Raw genomic sequence first — 15,360 nt, 5'->3', positions numbered from 1 at the left:
GCACCACCATGACCATTCGCATCGGCATTAACGGTTTTGGCCGCATCGGCCGCCTTGCCTTCCGCCGTGCCATGACCCTGGCGGACGTGGAGATCGTTGGTATTAACGACCTGATCGAGGTCGACTACCTGGCCTACATGCTCCGTTACGACTCCACCCATGGCCGCTTCCAGGGTGAGGTGGCCGTCGAAAACGGACAGCTGGTGGTGAATGGCCAGGTGATCCGTATCAGCGCCGAGCGAGATCCAAACAACCTCAAGTGGGGCGAGGTTGGCGCCGACTACGTGCTCGAAAGCACCGGTTTTTTCCTCACCGACGACTCCGCCCGCGCCCATATCAATGCCGGCGCCAAGCGTGTGGTGATGAGCGCTCCCTCCAAGGACGCCACACCAATGTTCGTGATGGGTGTGAACCACAGCAGCTACGCGGGCCAGGACGTGGTTTCCAATGCCAGCTGCACCACCAATTGCCTGGCACCTGTCGCCAAGGTGCTCCACGACAACTTCGGCATCGTCAATGGCTTGATGACCACGGTGCATGCCACCACCGCCACTCAGAAAACCGTGGATGGCCCTTCGGTGAATGACTGGCGTGGTGGCCGCGGCGCAGCCCAAAACATCATCCCCAGCTCCACCGGTGCTGCTAAGGCGGTTGGCCGGGTAATCCCCGAGCTCAACGGCAAGCTCACCGGCATGGCCTTCCGCGTTCCCACCCCCGATGTATCGGTGGTGGACCTCACCGTGAACCTGGCCAAACCCGCCAGCTACGACCAGATCAAGGCCGCCATGAAGGCCGCCAGCGAAGGCCCCATGGCCGGAATTCTTGGCTACACCGAAGACGAGGTTGTGAGCACCGACTTTCTGGGTGAGAGCTGCACCTCGGTTTTTGATGCCGGAGCCGGTATCGCCCTCACCGACACCTTCGTGAAGGTTGTGGCTTGGTACGACAACGAGTGGGGCTACAGCTGCAAGTGCCTCGACCTAATGCGCCATATGGAAAGCGTGGGTTAGGGCCGGGTCTGATCCGGGAGCTACCCCACCGCGGCTGACCGTGGGACAGGCCGGGCACTGGAGAAGGGTCCTGCCCTTTTCTGCCCATGGCCTGTGCCGCCGTGATCTCCCTGCTCGAACCCTGCCAATCCCGCCAGGGCCACTGGCTGCTGCCAGACGCCGGCTTCCCCCAGCAGCTAGCCAGCTTGCTTGGCTCGCCCCTGCGCAGCAGCGGCAGGCCGCCCAGCAGCTGGCAGGAGCTGCATGCTGTTTTCTTGCCCTTGGCGCCGCTGCCAGCACCGGAAAACCTTTCTCCAACACCTGTTGCTACCTACCGCTACCTGATCTGCCTGGACCGCCGCGGTGGCCGCCTGTCCTGCTGGCGGCGCTATCCGGAAGGGCTGGGCTGGCAACGCCGTTGCGGTCCGATGCCGCTAGCACTGTTCATTAGTCGCTTCAACCAGCGCCTAACCTCCACCCCATGACCGGCAATCTTCAGGCGATCGGCTTTCTATTCAGCTGGGTGCTCGGCTGGGGCATCGGCGGCTCCCTGATCGATGCGGGCCTAATCCAGGCCGGCGTCTATTCCCTCGAGACCGGCCAGCTCGGCACCCTCACCACCTTTGTGTTGTGGACCTTGCTGTGGGGCGCAGCTGGCGCCTGGCTCTACCGCCGCTTCACCACCACTACGCCCGAGTCCGGCGAGCCGGACTAAAACAGCGCGGCAGTACGCCTGAACTAGTATGGATTGACCCGCGGCGCGCGCCTGGCACACCCAGCCCATCCGGTCTTTCCGCCATTGCCGGGAAGCGCCAGTCTCGATGCCCAGTTGATCCGTTGCCGCGCCAGCACGGTGTTGCTACGGGTGAGTGGTGAATCGATGCAGGCAGCCGGAATCGACCACGGCGACCTGCTGATCGTCGATCGAGGCCTGGAGCCCCGCCCTGGCCAGATCGTGGTGGCCTGCCTGGACGGCTGCTTCACCCTTAAACGGCTAGTAGCCCACCAAGGCCGGCTACGGCTAGAGGCAGCCCACCCGGCCTACCCGCCCCTAGAGCTGGATTGCTTTGATGGCGCTCGCATCTGGGCGGTGGCCCTGCACGCGGTCCGCACGCTGGAACCTGGCTGGGGTGTGCCGTAGAGCGCCATGACCTGCGAACCCTGGAGCCGCCGCCGCCAGGCAATCGTGCTGATCGACGGCAACAACTTCTACGCCTCCTGCGAAGCGGTGCTGGATCCCGCCGTGCTGGGGCGGCCGTTGGTGGTGCTCTCCAATAACGACGGTTGCATCGTGTCGCGCAGCGCCGAGGCCCGAGCCCTCGGCATCCGCATGGGCCAGCCCTACTTTCAGGTGCGGCGCGAGCTGGAGCGCCAGGGCGTGGTGGTGCGCAGCTCCAACTACGCCCTATACGCCGATATGAGCCAGCGGCTGATGGCCACCCTGGAACCCTGGGTGGAAGCGCTGGAGATCTATTCGATCGATGAAGCTTTCGGCCAGCTAAGCCGGCCCGCCGACCAGCGCAGCCTGCACGATTGGGGCCGGCAGCTGCGTCACCACGTGCTCTGCCAGCTCGGCCTGCCGGTGGCGGTAGGCATCGGCCCCAGCAAGGTGCTGGCCAAGCTCGCCAACCGACTTGCCAAGACGACGGCCAGCGCCACGGGTGTCTTCGACCTCGGCAGCATGGATGACCCCGATCCCCACCTAGCAGCGGTCGCCATCGAGGATGTCTGGGGCATGGGCCGCCAGCTCTCCCGCTGGTGCCGCCTGCGCGGTGTCGCCGATGCCAAGGCTCTGCGCGACATGCCCAGTGGCGAACTGCGCCGCCGCTGCGGCGTGGTGGGACTGCGCCTGCAGCAGGAGTTGCGGGGTATGGCCTGCCTACCGCTAGAGACCCTGCCGGCCGCCAAGCGGGAAACCTGCGTGAGCCGCAGCTTTAGCCAGCCGATCACCAGCCAGAGCGAACTGAGGGAGGCGGTTGCTACCTACCTGAGCCGGGCAGCGGAGAAATTGCGGCGGCAACAGCAACGGGCTGGTGCCATCACGGTGTTCGTGCGCAGCAACCCCTTCAATGGCACCAGTTTTTACAGCAACAGCGCCACGGTGAGCCTGCCGCTAGCCAGCAATGACACCGCCGTACTGCTGCAGGCAGCCCTACCCCTGGTGGCAGTGCTGTTCAGCCCCCACAAGCCCCTGCACAAAGCAGGCGTACTGATGCAGCAACTGCAGGGAGAGGAGACCCTCCAGCACAACTTGCTGCTGCCACTGCCCTTGGAGCAACAACACCGTCGCACAGCCCTAATGGCCACCATCGACCAGCTCAACCGCCACTACGGCAGCGGCACCGTGCAATGGGCAGCCGCGGGACTGCAGACCCCTTGGCGAATGCGGCGCTCACGACTGTCTGGGGCGGCCACTACCCGCCTAGACGCCATCCCGGTAGTGCGGGCCTGATCACTGCGGGCCTGATCACAATGGCAACAAGGCGGCTTCGATCATGGCGGCAGTAACGGTGATCGTCTCCTGTTCATCGGCATTGTCGAGGTAGGCCTCAAACGAGGCATAGCGCCGGATGCAGGGAGGAGCACTGGCAGCGGCGCAGGCCTCAGCCCAGCTGATGTCTTCAGGCTGCACGGAGAGATAGGCGGTGAGAGCTTCCTCAAGATCGCTGCCATCGCCGATGGCTTCACCGTCCCAGAACACCTCGAAAAACCCCATGGAGCCAGGGTGGAATCAGCAGATATGCAGCGTATGCGGGGATCAGCAAAGGAAGGTGTAGACCAAGGCTGACTGTGACGAGCCCATGACGCCATTGCCTAGAGCGGCCGGCAAAACCTGGTGGGAACAGCAGCGCACCGGGCTATCGAAGTTGGTGGCAGCACTGGCTTTCATCTTCTTAGCACTCACCCAGAGCCGCTGGGAGCTGCACCATGAGGATGTGGCCACGTTCCTGTTCAGCACCGGGCTTGGCCTGGCTGCCATTGGAGCAACAGGGCGGATCTGGTGTTCATTTTTTATCTCCGGCCGCAAGGACGGAGAGCTGGTCACTGAGGGGCCCTACTCGATCAGTCGCAACCCCTTGTATGTATTCAGCAGCATCGGTTTGGTGGGAGTGGGGCTTAGCACCGAAACCCTCACCTACCCGCTGCTATTTCTGGTGATATTTGGTCTTTATTACCCGGGGATTATGGCTAGGGAGGAAAAACGGCTAGAAGAACTATTCGGCGAATCCTTCCGCCAATACCGGCAGCGGGTGCCACGCTTCTGGCCCAATCCAGGGCTCTACAGCGAGCCCACCAGCTGGAGCAGCAACCCGCGTCTGTTTCGCCGCCACATCCTCAGCGACATCTGGTTTGTATGAATCACAGCAATCATTGAACTGGTGGAGGGCTTGCGCAACGTTGGCTGGCTGCCCCACTTGCTGACGCTCTGGTGAAATCACCACCAGTCATCCCAGAAAGGGCCGCCAAAATCGTCGTCATAGCCCGGTTCCACGGTCCAGGTAGGAGTGGGGCCACCTGCCTGGGGCGGCTTCGGCGGGCCGGAGAGGGTTTCGGCGTTGATGCCGGGAATCGGCACCACCCCACAGGGGCACTGACACAGACCATCTGGGCCGATCACGCCCTGGCTGGGTTGCTCACAGCTGCAGGGGCAGGGCTGGGCAAGCGCGGCAGGGGTAAGCCACAAGGGCAGCAGTAAAGATGGCAGTAAAAACAGGGAAAGCCGCGGAAGAAACATCAAAGCGAGGGGATAAACAGAGTGTTGAAAAGGTCTTAGGGCAAGACAAGAGTGGTTACCGCTAATTAAGCCGCCGGTTGGGCCATCACCTCCTCGTAGCCAGCGCGGCGCTGGGAGTCGAGGTGTTCGAGATGTTTGCGTTCGTTGTAATAAAGCTCCTGAAAGCGCAGGGCGTCACTGTTGAGTTCGCTGAAGAGGGCCTCGATGCGCGATTCCATATCGCTAAGCGGTGCCAGGCCTGAGGCCGTGGCCCGGGCCTCCTCCCTTTCCTGCTCCAGAAGCCGGGCAATACAACGCTCCAGGGTCTCAAGACGCTGACTGCTCCAGGCATCGAGCAGATGCCGGCAGCGTTTGACACTCTTCTGGCGCTCCAGAGATGCCGTGGCACCGCGCAGCTGAAGCAGGGGCTGGCTGAAAGCCATGCGCTGCAGCTCATTAGGCTCAAGCAAGGGCGTCAGCCTGGAGAGCAGGGCGCTCTGCTCCACCACCAGCTGATCGCCCAGCAACCGAGGCAAATCAAGATCGGCGAGGTCTGAGCCGGGGTCGTGGCCGCGGTTGATCGCCTCGAGCCGCCCCACACCGAGGTTGACCTCCTCTAGGCCGCTAATCGCAGCCCAAAGCAGGCGGTGGTGCTTCAGGGCGAAATCGTCGAGTTCGCGCTGCCGCAACTCCACCCGGATCGCACTGCGGTAGCCGGGGCAGTGCAGATACATCCGCAACACCTCCGCTTCAGCCCGCTCCCGCAGCCCAGCCTCACCCGGCAACTCCCACTTCTGAGAACGTCCATGCCAGCGCTGGCCTTTGACCTGCTGACGCAGATCGTCTTCCAGCTGGATCGCCAGACGAGCCTGACCACCGCTGAGGCGCTCGGCCACCCGCTGCAAGTAGTGGCTGCGCACTGCGCTCTGGGGCAGCTTGCCAAGCAGGGCAACAAGGGCAGTCACCGCAAGCTGGAACTGGTCGGGACGGGCTAGATCTCGACCCTCGAGCACCTGCTCGATCTGCCAGTCGAGCCAGAGCGGCGCCTGATCAAGCAGGGCCCGGTAATCGCCGGCACCCTGGCTTTTGAGGAACTCATCGGGATCCTTGCCGGAGGGCAGTTGCAGCACCCGCAACTCCAGCTGGCCTTGCAGGGCCAGCTGCTCCACTTCGCCGATGGCCCGTTGGGCAGCGCGCACACCGGCGCCATCGCTATCGAAGTTGAGCACCATCCGCCGCCCCTCGCAGCAGCGGCAGAGCTGGGTGATCTGCTGGCTACTTAGGGCAGTGCCAAGAGACGCCACCGCATTGGTGATACCGGCGGCGTGCAGGGCGATCACGTCGAAGTAGCCCTCCACCACCACGGCTCGGTCGTCCTTGCGGATCGAGGCCGCGGCTTTGTCGAGGCCAAAAAGATGCTTGCCCTTCTCGAACACCTCAGTCTCCGGAGAGTTGAGGTACTTGGGCTCGCCGCCATCGAGGCTGCGGCCACCGAAACCGATCACCCGCCCCTGGCGGTCCTTGATCGGCACCATTACCCGGCCGCGAAAGCGGTCGTAGAAACCACGGCCGTCCTGGGAACTGGCGCCCTTGCGTGGCACCACCAGGCCTGCTTCCTCCAGCAGCTCCGGCCCGAGCCCCTCAACCTGCTGCAGGTGGATTAGCAGGCCATCCCAACGGTCGGGAGCAAAGCCGAGCTCGAAGGCCTCCAGGGTGGCTTCATTCAGGCCGCGACTTTCGCGTAGATAAGTGAGAGCGGCGGCTCCCTCAGGGGCTCGCAATTGGCTGCGGAACCAACCAGCCGCCAGGCTGAGTACCCGGTGCAGCTGTTCGCGGCGCGAGAGCTGCTTGCGCAGCCGCTCCTGCTGGGGGCCATCGAGGGTCTCGATCGGCAGCTGGTATTTGCGCGCCAGCTCCAGCACCACATCGCTGAAGCTCTGGCGCTGGTGCTCCATCAAAAACTTGATGGCATTGCCGCCGGCACCACAGGAGAAGCAGTAGTAGAACTGCTTTGCCGGGGACACCGTCATCGACGGTGATGTGTCGTCGTGGAAGGGACAGATGCCTACGTACTCACGCCCCTTCTTTTTGAGCACTACGTGCTCACCAACCACATCAACGATGTCAGCCCGCTCCTTGACGGCCTCAATCGTGCGGGGGTGGAGACGCGGCAGGCTCAAGGAAGGGGCTATTTGCGGTGGGCGCTGAAGCGAAGCCTGATTCTGACCAGGGAAGGCAAGCCATGCTCGGCATGGTTGCCAGTGCCCTGAGCTTTTCGCTGATGGGCGTCTGCGTCAAGCAGGTGGGAGGACGCATTCCCGTTGCCGAGGTGGTGTTCGCCCGGGCGATTGTGAGCGTGGCCTTGAGCTGGTGGCTGTTGCACCGAGCCGGGATTCCAGCTTGGGGCAAAAGGCGCTGGCTACTGATCTGGCGCGGAGCGATCGGTACGGCCGCCCTGGTGTGTGTTTATGCCGCCCTAGCGGCCTTGCCCTTGGCTGCGGCCACGGTGCTGCAGTACCTCTACCCGCCGTTCACGGCCCTGCTGGCCTGGCTGATGCTCGGTGAGCCAATCGGCAAGCGGGTGCTGGCGGCCATGGCCCTGGGCTGGCTCGGGGTGTTGCTCGTTGCCCAACCGGCCGGCCTGCTGCAGGGTGGCGCGACCCTGGCGCTTGTTCCCGTACTCATCGCCGTTGCCGGTGCCCTGTTCACCGCATTTGCCTACGTAAGCGTGCGCTCCCTCGGCACGAGCGAGCACCCGCTGGTGATCGTTTTTTACTTCCCCTTGGTGGCCCTGCCCTTGAGCTTGCCGCTGGTGGCCCTCAATCCCGTGCTTCCCACCCCAGCGGAGCTGCTTTGGCTGGTCGGGGTTGGGGTCTTCACCCAGCTTGGTCAGGTGTATTTGACCCGCAGCCTCACTGCCCTGCCGGCGGCGCGAGCAACGGCGATCAGCTACGTGCAAGTGCTGTTTGCCGGTGGCTGGGGCTGGTTGCTATTTGGTGAGTCAATCGACAGCTGGACCATCGCCGGGGCTGGCCTCGTTCTGGCAGCCACCCTGGTAAGCCTTAGCCACAGTCAGCAACAGAAGCGGTCCTAGCCTCGTGATGGGCCAGAACCCGGCGGCAAAACTCCACCAGCTCCTCCGGCGTCATGTCGTGTTTGGCGTCATTGGTTCGCCAGGCGCAGATAACGAAATTTGGCTCGGGAAGATTGGAATGGTGATCGATTGTGGGAAGTAGGGCGTACAGCTTCTTGTGTGCGCCGCTTCCAGCTTCAGCTTCCCGGTTGTCGTAGGTGCCAATCAGATGCCAGTCGAGCTGCTCGCCGGTCCAGTGGTCCAGGCCGCCCGATGCAACCACGGCGTTGTGAATGGCGATGCGGTATTCCTGGACGTTGCTACTGCCGCCACGTTTCTGATCCCGCTTGCACAGGGTGACAGCCTTGCGCTGCACCCAACCGGGGTAGATGCGGGCGGCTGTCTCAGGCAGCCAGGCAGGTGGGCTCGTATCCATCATTTAAGTGTTGCTGATCAGCCCCTTGGCTTGAGTGGTAAGGGGTCGGTGATCCAGGTCTGCTGCCCGTCAGCGCCGGTAGATGGGGCAGGGCCCACGGGGCGGGCCAAACGCCAGCTTTGGCCGCGCTCGCCCCGCTGCAGATAGAGCTCAAAGGGACTGTCCACCCGGATCGGATCGCCAGCGAGGCGCCAGTCGAACTGGCCCTCCAGCCGCAGCCCCTTGGCCTCACCGATCCCGATCGGCTGCTGCTGAGCCACCCGCACCCGACTCACCTCCGGCATGCCGCCGGCATCTAGGGCCAGGGCATCAGCGATGGCGCCCTGGGTGAGCTGAATCTGCAACTCCAGGGCCTGCAATAACACCGATCGCGGCGGCTGAGCGGAAGCACTGCAACCAGTGAGCACTATGCAAACCGTCAACAGCAATGGCAGCAACCAGGCGCTCAACCGGGGAAGCGGCAGGGGCTGGGCACGGCTGAACACGGCGGGCACGATGGGGAACCTATTACTGACTCCATGATCGGCTGGCTGCAAGGGCAACTCAACCATCCCTGGCAGCAGGACAAGCGCTATGGCCTGCTGCTGGTGTGTCAGGGGGTGGGTTATGAGGTTCAGGTGAGCCAGCGGCAATGGCAGCAGCTGCCGCAGGAGGGCAGTGCGCTGGGGCTGCACACCCACTTGGCCATCCGCGACGACGCCTGGATTCTCTACGGCTTTGGTGAGCGCCACGAAAGGGATCTGTTTCGGGAATTGGTTGCCGTCAGCGGCGTAGGGCCTCAAATGGGCCTGGGATTACTGGGAGTGATGGATCCCAGGGAGTTGGTGCAAGCCATCGTGCAGACCGATCTGCGGCGGCTCTGCCAGGCACCCGGGGTGGGAAAGCGCACAGCCGAGCGCTTGGCTGTTGAGCTGCGGACCAAACTGCAGCAGCGGTTTCTGGGGCAACTGGAAAACCACGGCGATCCGGATTCGCTGGCGGACGGCCCCCTGCTGCCGGCAGAAGGCCGAGATGAAGTGCAGCTAACCCTGGCCGCTCTGGGCTACGAAGCCCTTGAAATCCATCGCGCCCTGCGCGCGATAGCCGCCGCCGGCATGGGGGAGTCGGCCGGGGCAGAAGATTGGATCCGAGAGTGCTTGCGCTGGCTATCCCGCCCAATGGATTGAGACGGAATGCCAATGTCCGTCAGAAGGTATGGTGGGAACTTGCACCGTAGGTCCCCAAACCGGGCCCAGCCTGCGTTTTATTCCCCAGCCCATGCCGCTCACCACCACCAAAAAGCAGGAACTGATCAACGGTCACCAGACCCATGGCACAGACACCGGATCGGTGGAAGTCCAGGTGGCCATGCTCAGTGAGCGGGTCAGCCAGCTGACCGGCCATCTGCAGAAAAACAAGCACGATTTTTCTTCGCGCCAAGGCCTGCTCAAGATGATCGGACGCCGTAAGCGCCTGCTTGGTTATCTAAATGGCATCAGCAAGGAGCGCTACAGCGCTTTGATCGCCAAGCTCGGCATCCGGGGCTGATCGAGGTAGCCATGGCCGGAAAGGGAATGCAGGGTCGCGCCCAATCGGGCAAAGGCAACCCAAAACCGCCCCGGCGTTCCGGCCCCAGCCAGCAGGTAATCCCTGATGCGGTTGCCAATCGCATGGCTCGCCGAATTGCAATCGGCACCGGCATTCCCACTGTCATGGGCATGGGCGTATTTGTTGGTAGCTACCTGCTAGTAAGCCGCCAAATTTTTGACGTTCCACCAAGTGCCACCTTGGCGGCATCGGGTGGATGTTTTTTTCTAGGGCTGTTGGGCCTGAGCTTTGGTGTGCTTTCCGCAAGCTGGGAAGAGAAGCCAGGCAGCTTGTTCGGCACCGAGCAAATCGGACTAAATATCAGCCGCTTGCGCAGTTCGATTAAGTCGATGCGCAATGGTGCGGGTAATCAGCCAACCAGCTCAGGCCGCCAAGAGCGGTGAGCTGATTCGGGCCTGAAAATCGGCAGCGGTGAGGGTATCAAGGGCTGCGCCCACATCGCCTACGCAAAATTGGGGGCCAAGCCGCACGAAGCGGGTCTGGCCCGCCTGACGAACCAGTGCCACCACAGGCACTCGCAGGCCAGCCTCGTCCTGTGGCGGCTTGTGGCGATGGAGGCACTCGCGCAGGCGGTGCTGAATGGCTATGTCGGCGGCCTGATCGGCAGGCAAATCGACCATCAACAACTGCAGATCGTCAATGGAGCGGCAGTCTTCGACAATTAATTGGACTCGATCATCACGGCGATCTACCGAGGCCCACACCAGCAAGCGCGCATCCACCATTAGGTGGTCGGCTAAACGGGCATAGCTTTTAGGAAACACGACCGCCTCACAGCTGCCGGTTAGGTCCTCAAGCTGAAGCACGGCCATCCTGTCGCCCTTGCGGGTGTTCACCTGGCGCAGCTCAGGCACCATCACAATTGCGCTCACCTTGGCCTTGTCGGCCATCTCCTCGAGATTGCCCAGAGCGACCGGCGATAGCAACTTCACCTGCTGGGCCAGCTGCTTCAGGGGGTGGTCTGATAGGTAGAAGCCGACCAACTCCTTTTCCAGGCGGAGTTTTTCGGTTGGGGGATAATCGCGCACCGGAGCCGCCTTGGGGGCGGTGCTGATATCGCCAAGGCCGGTGGCATCGGAACCCCCAGCAGAGTCGGCTGCGGGGGTGGCGCCAAACAAATCAAAGAGGTTGCCCTGACCGCTGGCCCGATCCTTGGCACGGGAGCTGGCCCAGTCGATCACCAGATCCAGATCCGCCATCAATTGGGCGCGATTGCCCACAGGCTCGAGGGCATCAAGTGCTCCTGAATGGATCAGGGCCTCCAAGGCGCGGCGGTTGAGCTGCTGACCAGGAATGCGATCGCATAGCTCAGCTAGGGAGTTGAAACAACCATCGCCAGAGCGGGCCTCAATCAACTGTCGAATCGCCCCATCACCCAGATTGCGAACGGCCGAAAGACCAAAAAGAATCCGATCACCAACGGGTGTGAAATCGATGCCGGAAGCATTTACATCAGGGGGCATCACCTCGACACCCATTGCATTGCAGTTGGCGATATATCGCTGCACCTTGGCCGAGTCTCCGGCATTGACTGTGAGCAGCGCCGCCATGTAGGCAACAGGGTAGTGGGCCTTTAGGTAAGCCGTCTGATAGGTAACCGCTCCGTAGGCGGTGGAATGGCTCTTGTTGAAACAGTATTCAGCAAACAAAACCATCTGCTCAAAAAGTGCCTCCGCTATTCGCGGTTCGACGCCACGTTCCGTGGCGCCACTAACAAAAAGTCCCTGGTGTTTCTCCATCTCACTCTTTTTCTTCTTACCCATAGCCCGCCGCAGCAGGTCTGCTTCGCCAAGGGAGTAGCCAGCCAATTCCTGAGCGATCTTCATGATCTGCTCTTGGTAAACCATGATCCCATAAGTCTCCTTAAGGATCGGCTCAAGCTTCTCGTGGGCTACATCAATTACCTCCCTACCGTGCTTGCGATTAATGAATTTAGGGATCAGACCTGCATCAAGCGGACCGGGCCGGTATAGGGCCAAAATAGAAGAGATGTCCTCAAGCGATGAAGGCTTGAGATCGCGCACAATCTGGCGCATGCCACTGGATTCAAGCTGGAAGATGCCCTCCAGATCACCACGAGCAAGCAGGGCATAGGTACCTGCGTCGTTAAGAGGCAGATCATCAGGATCAACCTTGATGCCGCTGTATTGCTGCACAAGATCGACAGTTTTATCGATCATTGTCAGGTTTTTGAGGCCGAGAAAGTCCATTTTCAATAGACCCATCGACTCCACATCTTCCATGAAGTATTGAGTAATCACCTGGCCATCATTGTTGCGCTGCAGGGGGACCAATTCATCAAGGGGCTCCGCTGCAATCACCACACCAGCCGCGTGTACGCCAAAGGTCTTGTTTGTGCCCTCAATACGCATTGCCATATCAACCCAGCGCTGTACCACTGGGTCCTTTTCATATTTCTCGCGAAATTCTGGAGCCGGTGATTCGGTTCCGATCATTTCCTTGAGCTTGGCAGGTTTGCCCCGCACCACAGGGATCAACTTGGCAAGGCGATCTGCATCGCCATAGGGAATGTCAAGTACGCGGGCCACATCCTTGAGCACCGCTTTTGATGTCATGCGGTTGAATGTGATGATCTGGGCCACCTTTTCTTCGCCATAGCGCTTAGTTACATAGTCGATAACTTCGCCACGCCGTTCGATACAGAAGTCCGTATCAATATCCGGCATCGACTTGCGCTCAGGGTTCAAGAACCGCTCAAAAAGCAAGCCATTGGTAACCGGGTCAATGTTGGTGATCCCTAGGGCGTAGGCCACCAAGGAACCCGCAGCTGAACCACGACCCGGCCCCACAGGTATGCCGTTGTCCCGGGCGAAGCGGATGTAGTCCCACACCACCAAGAAGTAGGTGGGAAAACCCATCTGCTCCATTACCTGGAGCTCAAAGGCGAGGCGATCGCCATATTGGGGCTCGAAGCTAACGTCATCAGTCAGGCGTAGGCGCTGCCGGAGGCCCTGCTCGGCCACCTCAGTGAGATAGCTCACCGCTGTGTGCCCAGTCGGGATCGGGAAGCGGGGCATCTGATAGCGGCCGAGGATGTCGTAGGCCTCCACCTTTTCAGCCACCTTGGCTGTGTTCGCAACAGCCCGTTCAATCAGCTCGGCAGGAAGGTGGTCATTGAACAGGGAGAGCATCTCGGCCTCCCCCTTGATGTATTCCGTACCCGTGTAGCGCAGACGTTTCACGTCGCTGATCAACTTGCCTGTGAGTACGCAAAGCAGCGCGTCGTGGGCTTCTACGTCGTTGGCACTGAGGTAATGGGCATCATTGGTGGCGATCAGTTCAATGCCCAGCTCGGCACCGATGCGGGCAATCCCGGTGTTAACGATGCGGTCTTCGATGCCCCCATGGTCCTGGATCTCGAGGTAGAAGTCGTCGCCAAAAGTATGTTTATACCAGCTGGCAACCTCTCGCGCCGCATCTGGCCGGCCATGCAAAATGGCCTGAGGAATTTCGCCTCCCAGACAGGCAGTAGCCACGATCAAACCTTCGCTGTACTGGCTCAACAATTGCTTGTCGATACAGGCACGGGCAAAGATGCCCCGGCCTCGCATGCCGCGTAGGTGGCTGATGCTGGTGAGCTTGACCAAGTTGCGATAGCCGACCGCATTTTTGGCCAGCACCACCAAGTGGTAGCGGCGCTCCTTTTTCTGCTGAGGATCATCAATGGAGCCATTGATGACATACATCTCATTGCCGATGATCGGCTTGATCCCGGCCTTGGCGCAAAGCTTGAGCAGCTCAATGGCGCCATACATGACGCCGTGATCGGTGAGTGCAAGGGCTGACATGCCCAGCTCCACAGCCCGATCCACCATCGCCGGCAACTGGCTCGCCCCGTCTAGAAGGCTGTAGTCGCTGTGGTTGTGGAGCGGAACGAAGGCCAAGGGCAGGTCTAGCCGGAAGGCGTCGGAAGCCAACCCAAGCTAGGCGACCACGCAAGATCCAGTGTCATTTGCGCGCCAGACCGGCGCAAAACCACTAGATCTGGGGTCAGTCCCTAGGGCACAAATGGGGCCACTGGCCGAGCCTGCATCACCTGGGCGGCCCGTTCGTAGTTGTGGGCCACCTGAAGCAGGCGCGGCTCTTCAAGCACTCCTGTGATCAGCTGCAGACCAATCGGCAGGCCCTCGAGATCAAAGCCGCAGGGCACATTGATGGCAGGCAGGCCAGCCATGTTCGCCGGGATGGTGAGCAGGTCGGCGAGGTACATAGCCAAGGGGTCGTCGCTGTGGGCGCCAAAGCCAAAGGCCGTGGTGGGCGAGGTGGGGGTGAGCAGCACATCCACTGCCTCAAAGGCCCGGTCAAAGTCGCGCCGAATCAAGGTGCGCACCTGCTGGGCTTTCTTGTAGTAGGCGTCCACATATCCGGCCGAGAGGGCGTAGGTGCCGATCAGGATGCGGCGCTGCACCTCGTCGCCAAAGCCCTCAGCCCGGCTGCGGGCGGTCATCTCGGCAAGGCTGGTGGAATCCGGGGCCCGGTAGCCGAATTTGACACCGTCGTAGCGGGCCAGGTTTGCAGAGGCCTCTGATGGCGCGATTACGTAGTAGGTGGCGATGCCGTCGTTGAAGCGGGGGCAGCTCACATCCACCAGCTCGCAGCCCAGGGCCTCCAACTGGGCGGCAGCGGCCAGCACCGCAGCCTTCACCTGGGGATCAAGTCCCTCAGCTTCGAAGCACTCGCGCACCATGCCTACCCTCAAACCTGCAACAGGTTGGTCAAGAGCGGCGACGTAATCGGGCACGGGGGCCTGCAGGCAGGTGGCATCGCGAGGATCCGCACCGGCGATCACCTGCAGCAGCTCGGCCGCATCCGCCACCGAGTTGGTGAACGGGCCCACCTGGTCGAGGGAGCTGGCAAAGGCGACCAGGCCGTAGCGGCTGACGCGGCCATAGGTGGGCTTCAATCCCACCACCCCGCAGAAGGAGGCGGGCTGGCGAATCGATCCGCCGGTATCGGAGCCAAGGGCGGCGATGCACTCGCCTGCAGCCACCGCGGCGGCGCTGCCACCGGAGCTACCACCAGGCACCCTCTCTGGATTCCAAGGGTTGCGGCTGGGGCCGAAGGCTGAGGTCTCGGTGGAGCTGCCCATGGCGAACTCATCGAGGTTTGTCTTGCCAAGCAAGACAGCTCCCGCCTGCCAAAGTCGGTCGGTAACAGTGCTCTCGTAGGGGGGAACGAAGTGCTCCAGCATGCGGCTGGAGCAGGTGGTAGCGACCCCCTTAGTGCAGAGGTTGTCCTTGATTGCCAGAGGAATACCTGCCAGGGGTGGCAAATCTTCTCCAGCAGCGCGGCGGGTGTCGATCCGATCCGCATCTGCCCTGGCCCGCTCGGCAGTTATCTCCAGATAGGCGTGAACGGTGGGATCAACCGCCTGGATGCGGGCCAGATGGTGATCGGTGAGTTCACGGGCTGAAACCTCACCATTGCGCAGCTGCTGACGCCATTGAGCAATCCCCTGTTCGAGTGAATCAGCGATCCCCATCAACCCTGTTGCCTGTTGGATTGGACGCTATCAGCCAGCGGCAACGGCCACTAGCCC

Annotated in this window: 17 protein-coding genes; 10 read left to right on the top strand and 7 right to left on the bottom strand. The window is 61.8% G+C overall.

Features of this window, described 5'->3' with window-relative positions:
• Positions 1-8: 8 nt before the first annotated feature.
• The 5 genes from gap to KBZ22_RS00495 all read left to right on the top strand — a co-directional run bounded on the left by gap (position 9) and on the right by KBZ22_RS00495 (position 3,441).
• Positions 9-1,010: a type I glyceraldehyde-3-phosphate dehydrogenase gene (gene gap / locus KBZ22_RS00515; protein WP_255020630.1), complete on the top strand. Its 1,002-nt coding sequence runs from the start codon at positions 9-11 to the stop codon at positions 1,008-1,010.
• An 86-nt stretch (positions 1,011-1,096) separates the two neighbouring features.
• A complete protein-coding gene (locus KBZ22_RS00510) occupies positions 1,097-1,474 on the top strand; it encodes a hypothetical protein (RefSeq protein WP_255020629.1) in 378 nt (125 codons plus the stop codon).
• A complete protein-coding gene (locus KBZ22_RS00505; protein WP_254936852.1) occupies positions 1,471-1,704 on the top strand; it encodes a hypothetical protein in 234 nt (77 codons plus the stop codon). Before KBZ22_RS00510 ends, KBZ22_RS00505 begins: the two co-directional genes overlap by 4 nt.
• Positions 1,705-1,755: 51 nt before the next feature.
• Positions 1,756-2,130, top strand: coding sequence for a LexA family transcriptional regulator (locus KBZ22_RS00500; protein WP_241518138.1), 375 nt, complete (start codon positions 1,756-1,758; stop codon positions 2,128-2,130).
• Between the two features lie 6 nt (positions 2,131-2,136).
• The gene (locus KBZ22_RS00495) at positions 2,137-3,441 is read left to right on the top strand and encodes a Y-family DNA polymerase (protein WP_254959913.1); all 1,305 of its coding nucleotides are present in this window, start codon (positions 2,137-2,139) and stop codon (positions 3,439-3,441) included.
• 15 nt (positions 3,442-3,456) lie between these two features.
• Here KBZ22_RS00495 and KBZ22_RS00490 read toward each other — a convergent pair whose 3' ends face one another.
• The gene (locus tag KBZ22_RS00490) at positions 3,457-3,705 is read right to left on the bottom strand and encodes a hypothetical protein (RefSeq protein WP_254942455.1); all 249 of its coding nucleotides are present in this window, start codon (positions 3,703-3,705) and stop codon (positions 3,457-3,459) included.
• A gap of 85 nt (positions 3,706-3,790) precedes the next feature.
• Between KBZ22_RS00490 and KBZ22_RS00485 the strand changes: the two genes are divergently transcribed.
• The gene (locus KBZ22_RS00485) at positions 3,791-4,348 is read left to right on the top strand and encodes an isoprenylcysteine carboxylmethyltransferase family protein (RefSeq protein WP_255020627.1); all 558 of its coding nucleotides are present in this window, start codon (positions 3,791-3,793) and stop codon (positions 4,346-4,348) included.
• A gap of 77 nt (positions 4,349-4,425) precedes the next feature.
• Here KBZ22_RS00485 and KBZ22_RS00480 read toward each other — a convergent pair whose 3' ends face one another.
• A complete protein-coding gene (locus tag KBZ22_RS00480; protein WP_254959909.1) occupies positions 4,426-4,674 on the bottom strand; it encodes a hypothetical protein in 249 nt (82 codons plus the stop codon).
• Positions 4,675-4,790: 116 nt separating this feature from the next.
• Positions 4,791-6,884 (bottom strand): DNA primase, encoded by a 2,094-nt coding sequence (gene dnaG, locus KBZ22_RS00475; protein ID WP_255020625.1) that lies wholly within the window; start codon positions 6,882-6,884, stop codon positions 4,791-4,793.
• A 62-nt stretch (positions 6,885-6,946) separates the two neighbouring features.
• Here dnaG and KBZ22_RS00470 point away from each other — a divergent pair, with 62 nt between their 5' ends.
• On the top strand, positions 6,947-7,798 hold the full coding sequence (locus KBZ22_RS00470) for a DMT family transporter (protein WP_315858584.1): 852 nt from the start codon (positions 6,947-6,949) through the stop codon (positions 7,796-7,798).
• Here the strand turns inward: KBZ22_RS00470 and KBZ22_RS00465 are convergent.
• A complete protein-coding gene (locus KBZ22_RS00465; RefSeq protein ID WP_255020624.1) occupies positions 7,767-8,216 on the bottom strand; it encodes a hypothetical protein in 450 nt (149 codons plus the stop codon). The two genes, KBZ22_RS00470 and KBZ22_RS00465, sit on opposite strands and share 32 nt — an antisense overlap.
• Positions 8,217-8,230: 14 nt before the next feature.
• The gene (locus KBZ22_RS00460; protein ID WP_255020929.1) at positions 8,231-8,710 is read right to left on the bottom strand and encodes a hypothetical protein; all 480 of its coding nucleotides are present in this window, start codon (positions 8,708-8,710) and stop codon (positions 8,231-8,233) included.
• A 21-nt stretch (positions 8,711-8,731) separates the two neighbouring features.
• Between KBZ22_RS00460 and ruvA the strand changes: the two genes are divergently transcribed.
• The 3 genes from ruvA (at position 8,732) to KBZ22_RS00445 (ending at position 10,183) form a co-directional block, all read left to right on the top strand.
• Entirely contained in the window at positions 8,732-9,379 is a 648-nt protein-coding gene (gene ruvA / locus KBZ22_RS00455; protein WP_255020623.1) for a Holliday junction branch migration protein RuvA, read from the top strand.
• A gap of 91 nt (positions 9,380-9,470) precedes the next feature.
• Positions 9,471-9,740 (top strand): 30S ribosomal protein S15, encoded by a 270-nt coding sequence (gene rpsO, locus KBZ22_RS00450; RefSeq protein WP_106501986.1) that lies wholly within the window; start codon positions 9,471-9,473, stop codon positions 9,738-9,740.
• 11 nt (positions 9,741-9,751) lie between these two features.
• Positions 9,752-10,183: a PAM68 family protein gene (locus tag KBZ22_RS00445; protein WP_396111396.1), complete on the top strand. Its 432-nt coding sequence runs from the start codon at positions 9,752-9,754 to the stop codon at positions 10,181-10,183.
• Here the strand turns inward: KBZ22_RS00445 and KBZ22_RS00440 are convergent.
• The gene (locus KBZ22_RS00440; RefSeq protein ID WP_255020927.1) at positions 10,163-13,705 is read right to left on the bottom strand and encodes a DNA polymerase III subunit alpha; all 3,543 of its coding nucleotides are present in this window, start codon (positions 13,703-13,705) and stop codon (positions 10,163-10,165) included. The two genes, KBZ22_RS00445 and KBZ22_RS00440, sit on opposite strands and share 21 nt — an antisense overlap.
• Positions 13,706-13,818: 113 nt before the next feature.
• The gene (gene gatA, locus KBZ22_RS00435; RefSeq protein WP_255020622.1) at positions 13,819-15,303 is read right to left on the bottom strand and encodes an Asp-tRNA(Asn)/Glu-tRNA(Gln) amidotransferase subunit GatA; all 1,485 of its coding nucleotides are present in this window, start codon (positions 15,301-15,303) and stop codon (positions 13,819-13,821) included.
• Between the last annotated feature and the right edge of the window lie 57 nt (positions 15,304-15,360).

It is taken from the genome of Cyanobium sp. L1E-Cus (assembly GCF_024345755.1).
Taxonomy (GTDB): domain Bacteria; phylum Cyanobacteriota; class Cyanobacteriia; order PCC-6307; family Cyanobiaceae; genus Cyanobium_A; species Cyanobium_A usitatum.
This window is presented reverse-complemented; position numbering and strand designations above follow the sequence as displayed.

Bases quoted from the DNA above. Each gene is read 5' to 3' on its own strand.
- gap (WP_255020630.1), top strand. From the start codon at position 9: ATGACCATTCGCATCGGCATTAACGGTTTTGGCCGCATCGGCCGCCTT.
- KBZ22_RS00510 (WP_255020629.1), top strand. From the start codon at position 1,097: ATGGCCTGTGCCGCCGTGATCTCCCTGCTCGAACCCTGCCAATCCCGC.
- KBZ22_RS00505 (WP_254936852.1), top strand. From the start codon at position 1,471: ATGACCGGCAATCTTCAGGCGATCGGCTTTCTATTCAGCTGGGTGCTC.
- KBZ22_RS00495 (WP_254959913.1), top strand. From the start codon at position 2,137: ATGACCTGCGAACCCTGGAGCCGCCGCCGCCAGGCAATCGTGCTGATC.
- KBZ22_RS00490 (WP_254942455.1), bottom strand. From the start codon at position 3,705: ATGGGGTTTTTCGAGGTGTTCTGGGACGGTGAAGCCATCGGCGATGGC.
- KBZ22_RS00485 (WP_255020627.1), top strand. From the start codon at position 3,791: ATGACGCCATTGCCTAGAGCGGCCGGCAAAACCTGGTGGGAACAGCAG.
- KBZ22_RS00470 (WP_315858584.1), top strand. From the start codon at position 6,947: ATGCTCGGCATGGTTGCCAGTGCCCTGAGCTTTTCGCTGATGGGCGTC.
- KBZ22_RS00465 (WP_255020624.1), bottom strand. From the start codon at position 8,216: ATGATGGATACGAGCCCACCTGCCTGGCTGCCTGAGACAGCCGCCCGC.
- ruvA (WP_255020623.1), top strand. From the start codon at position 8,732: ATGATCGGCTGGCTGCAAGGGCAACTCAACCATCCCTGGCAGCAGGAC.
- rpsO (WP_106501986.1), top strand. From the start codon at position 9,471: ATGCCGCTCACCACCACCAAAAAGCAGGAACTGATCAACGGTCACCAG.
- KBZ22_RS00445 (WP_396111396.1), top strand. From the start codon at position 9,752: ATGGCCGGAAAGGGAATGCAGGGTCGCGCCCAATCGGGCAAAGGCAAC.
- gatA (WP_255020622.1), bottom strand. From the start codon at position 15,303: ATGGGGATCGCTGATTCACTCGAACAGGGGATTGCTCAATGGCGTCAG.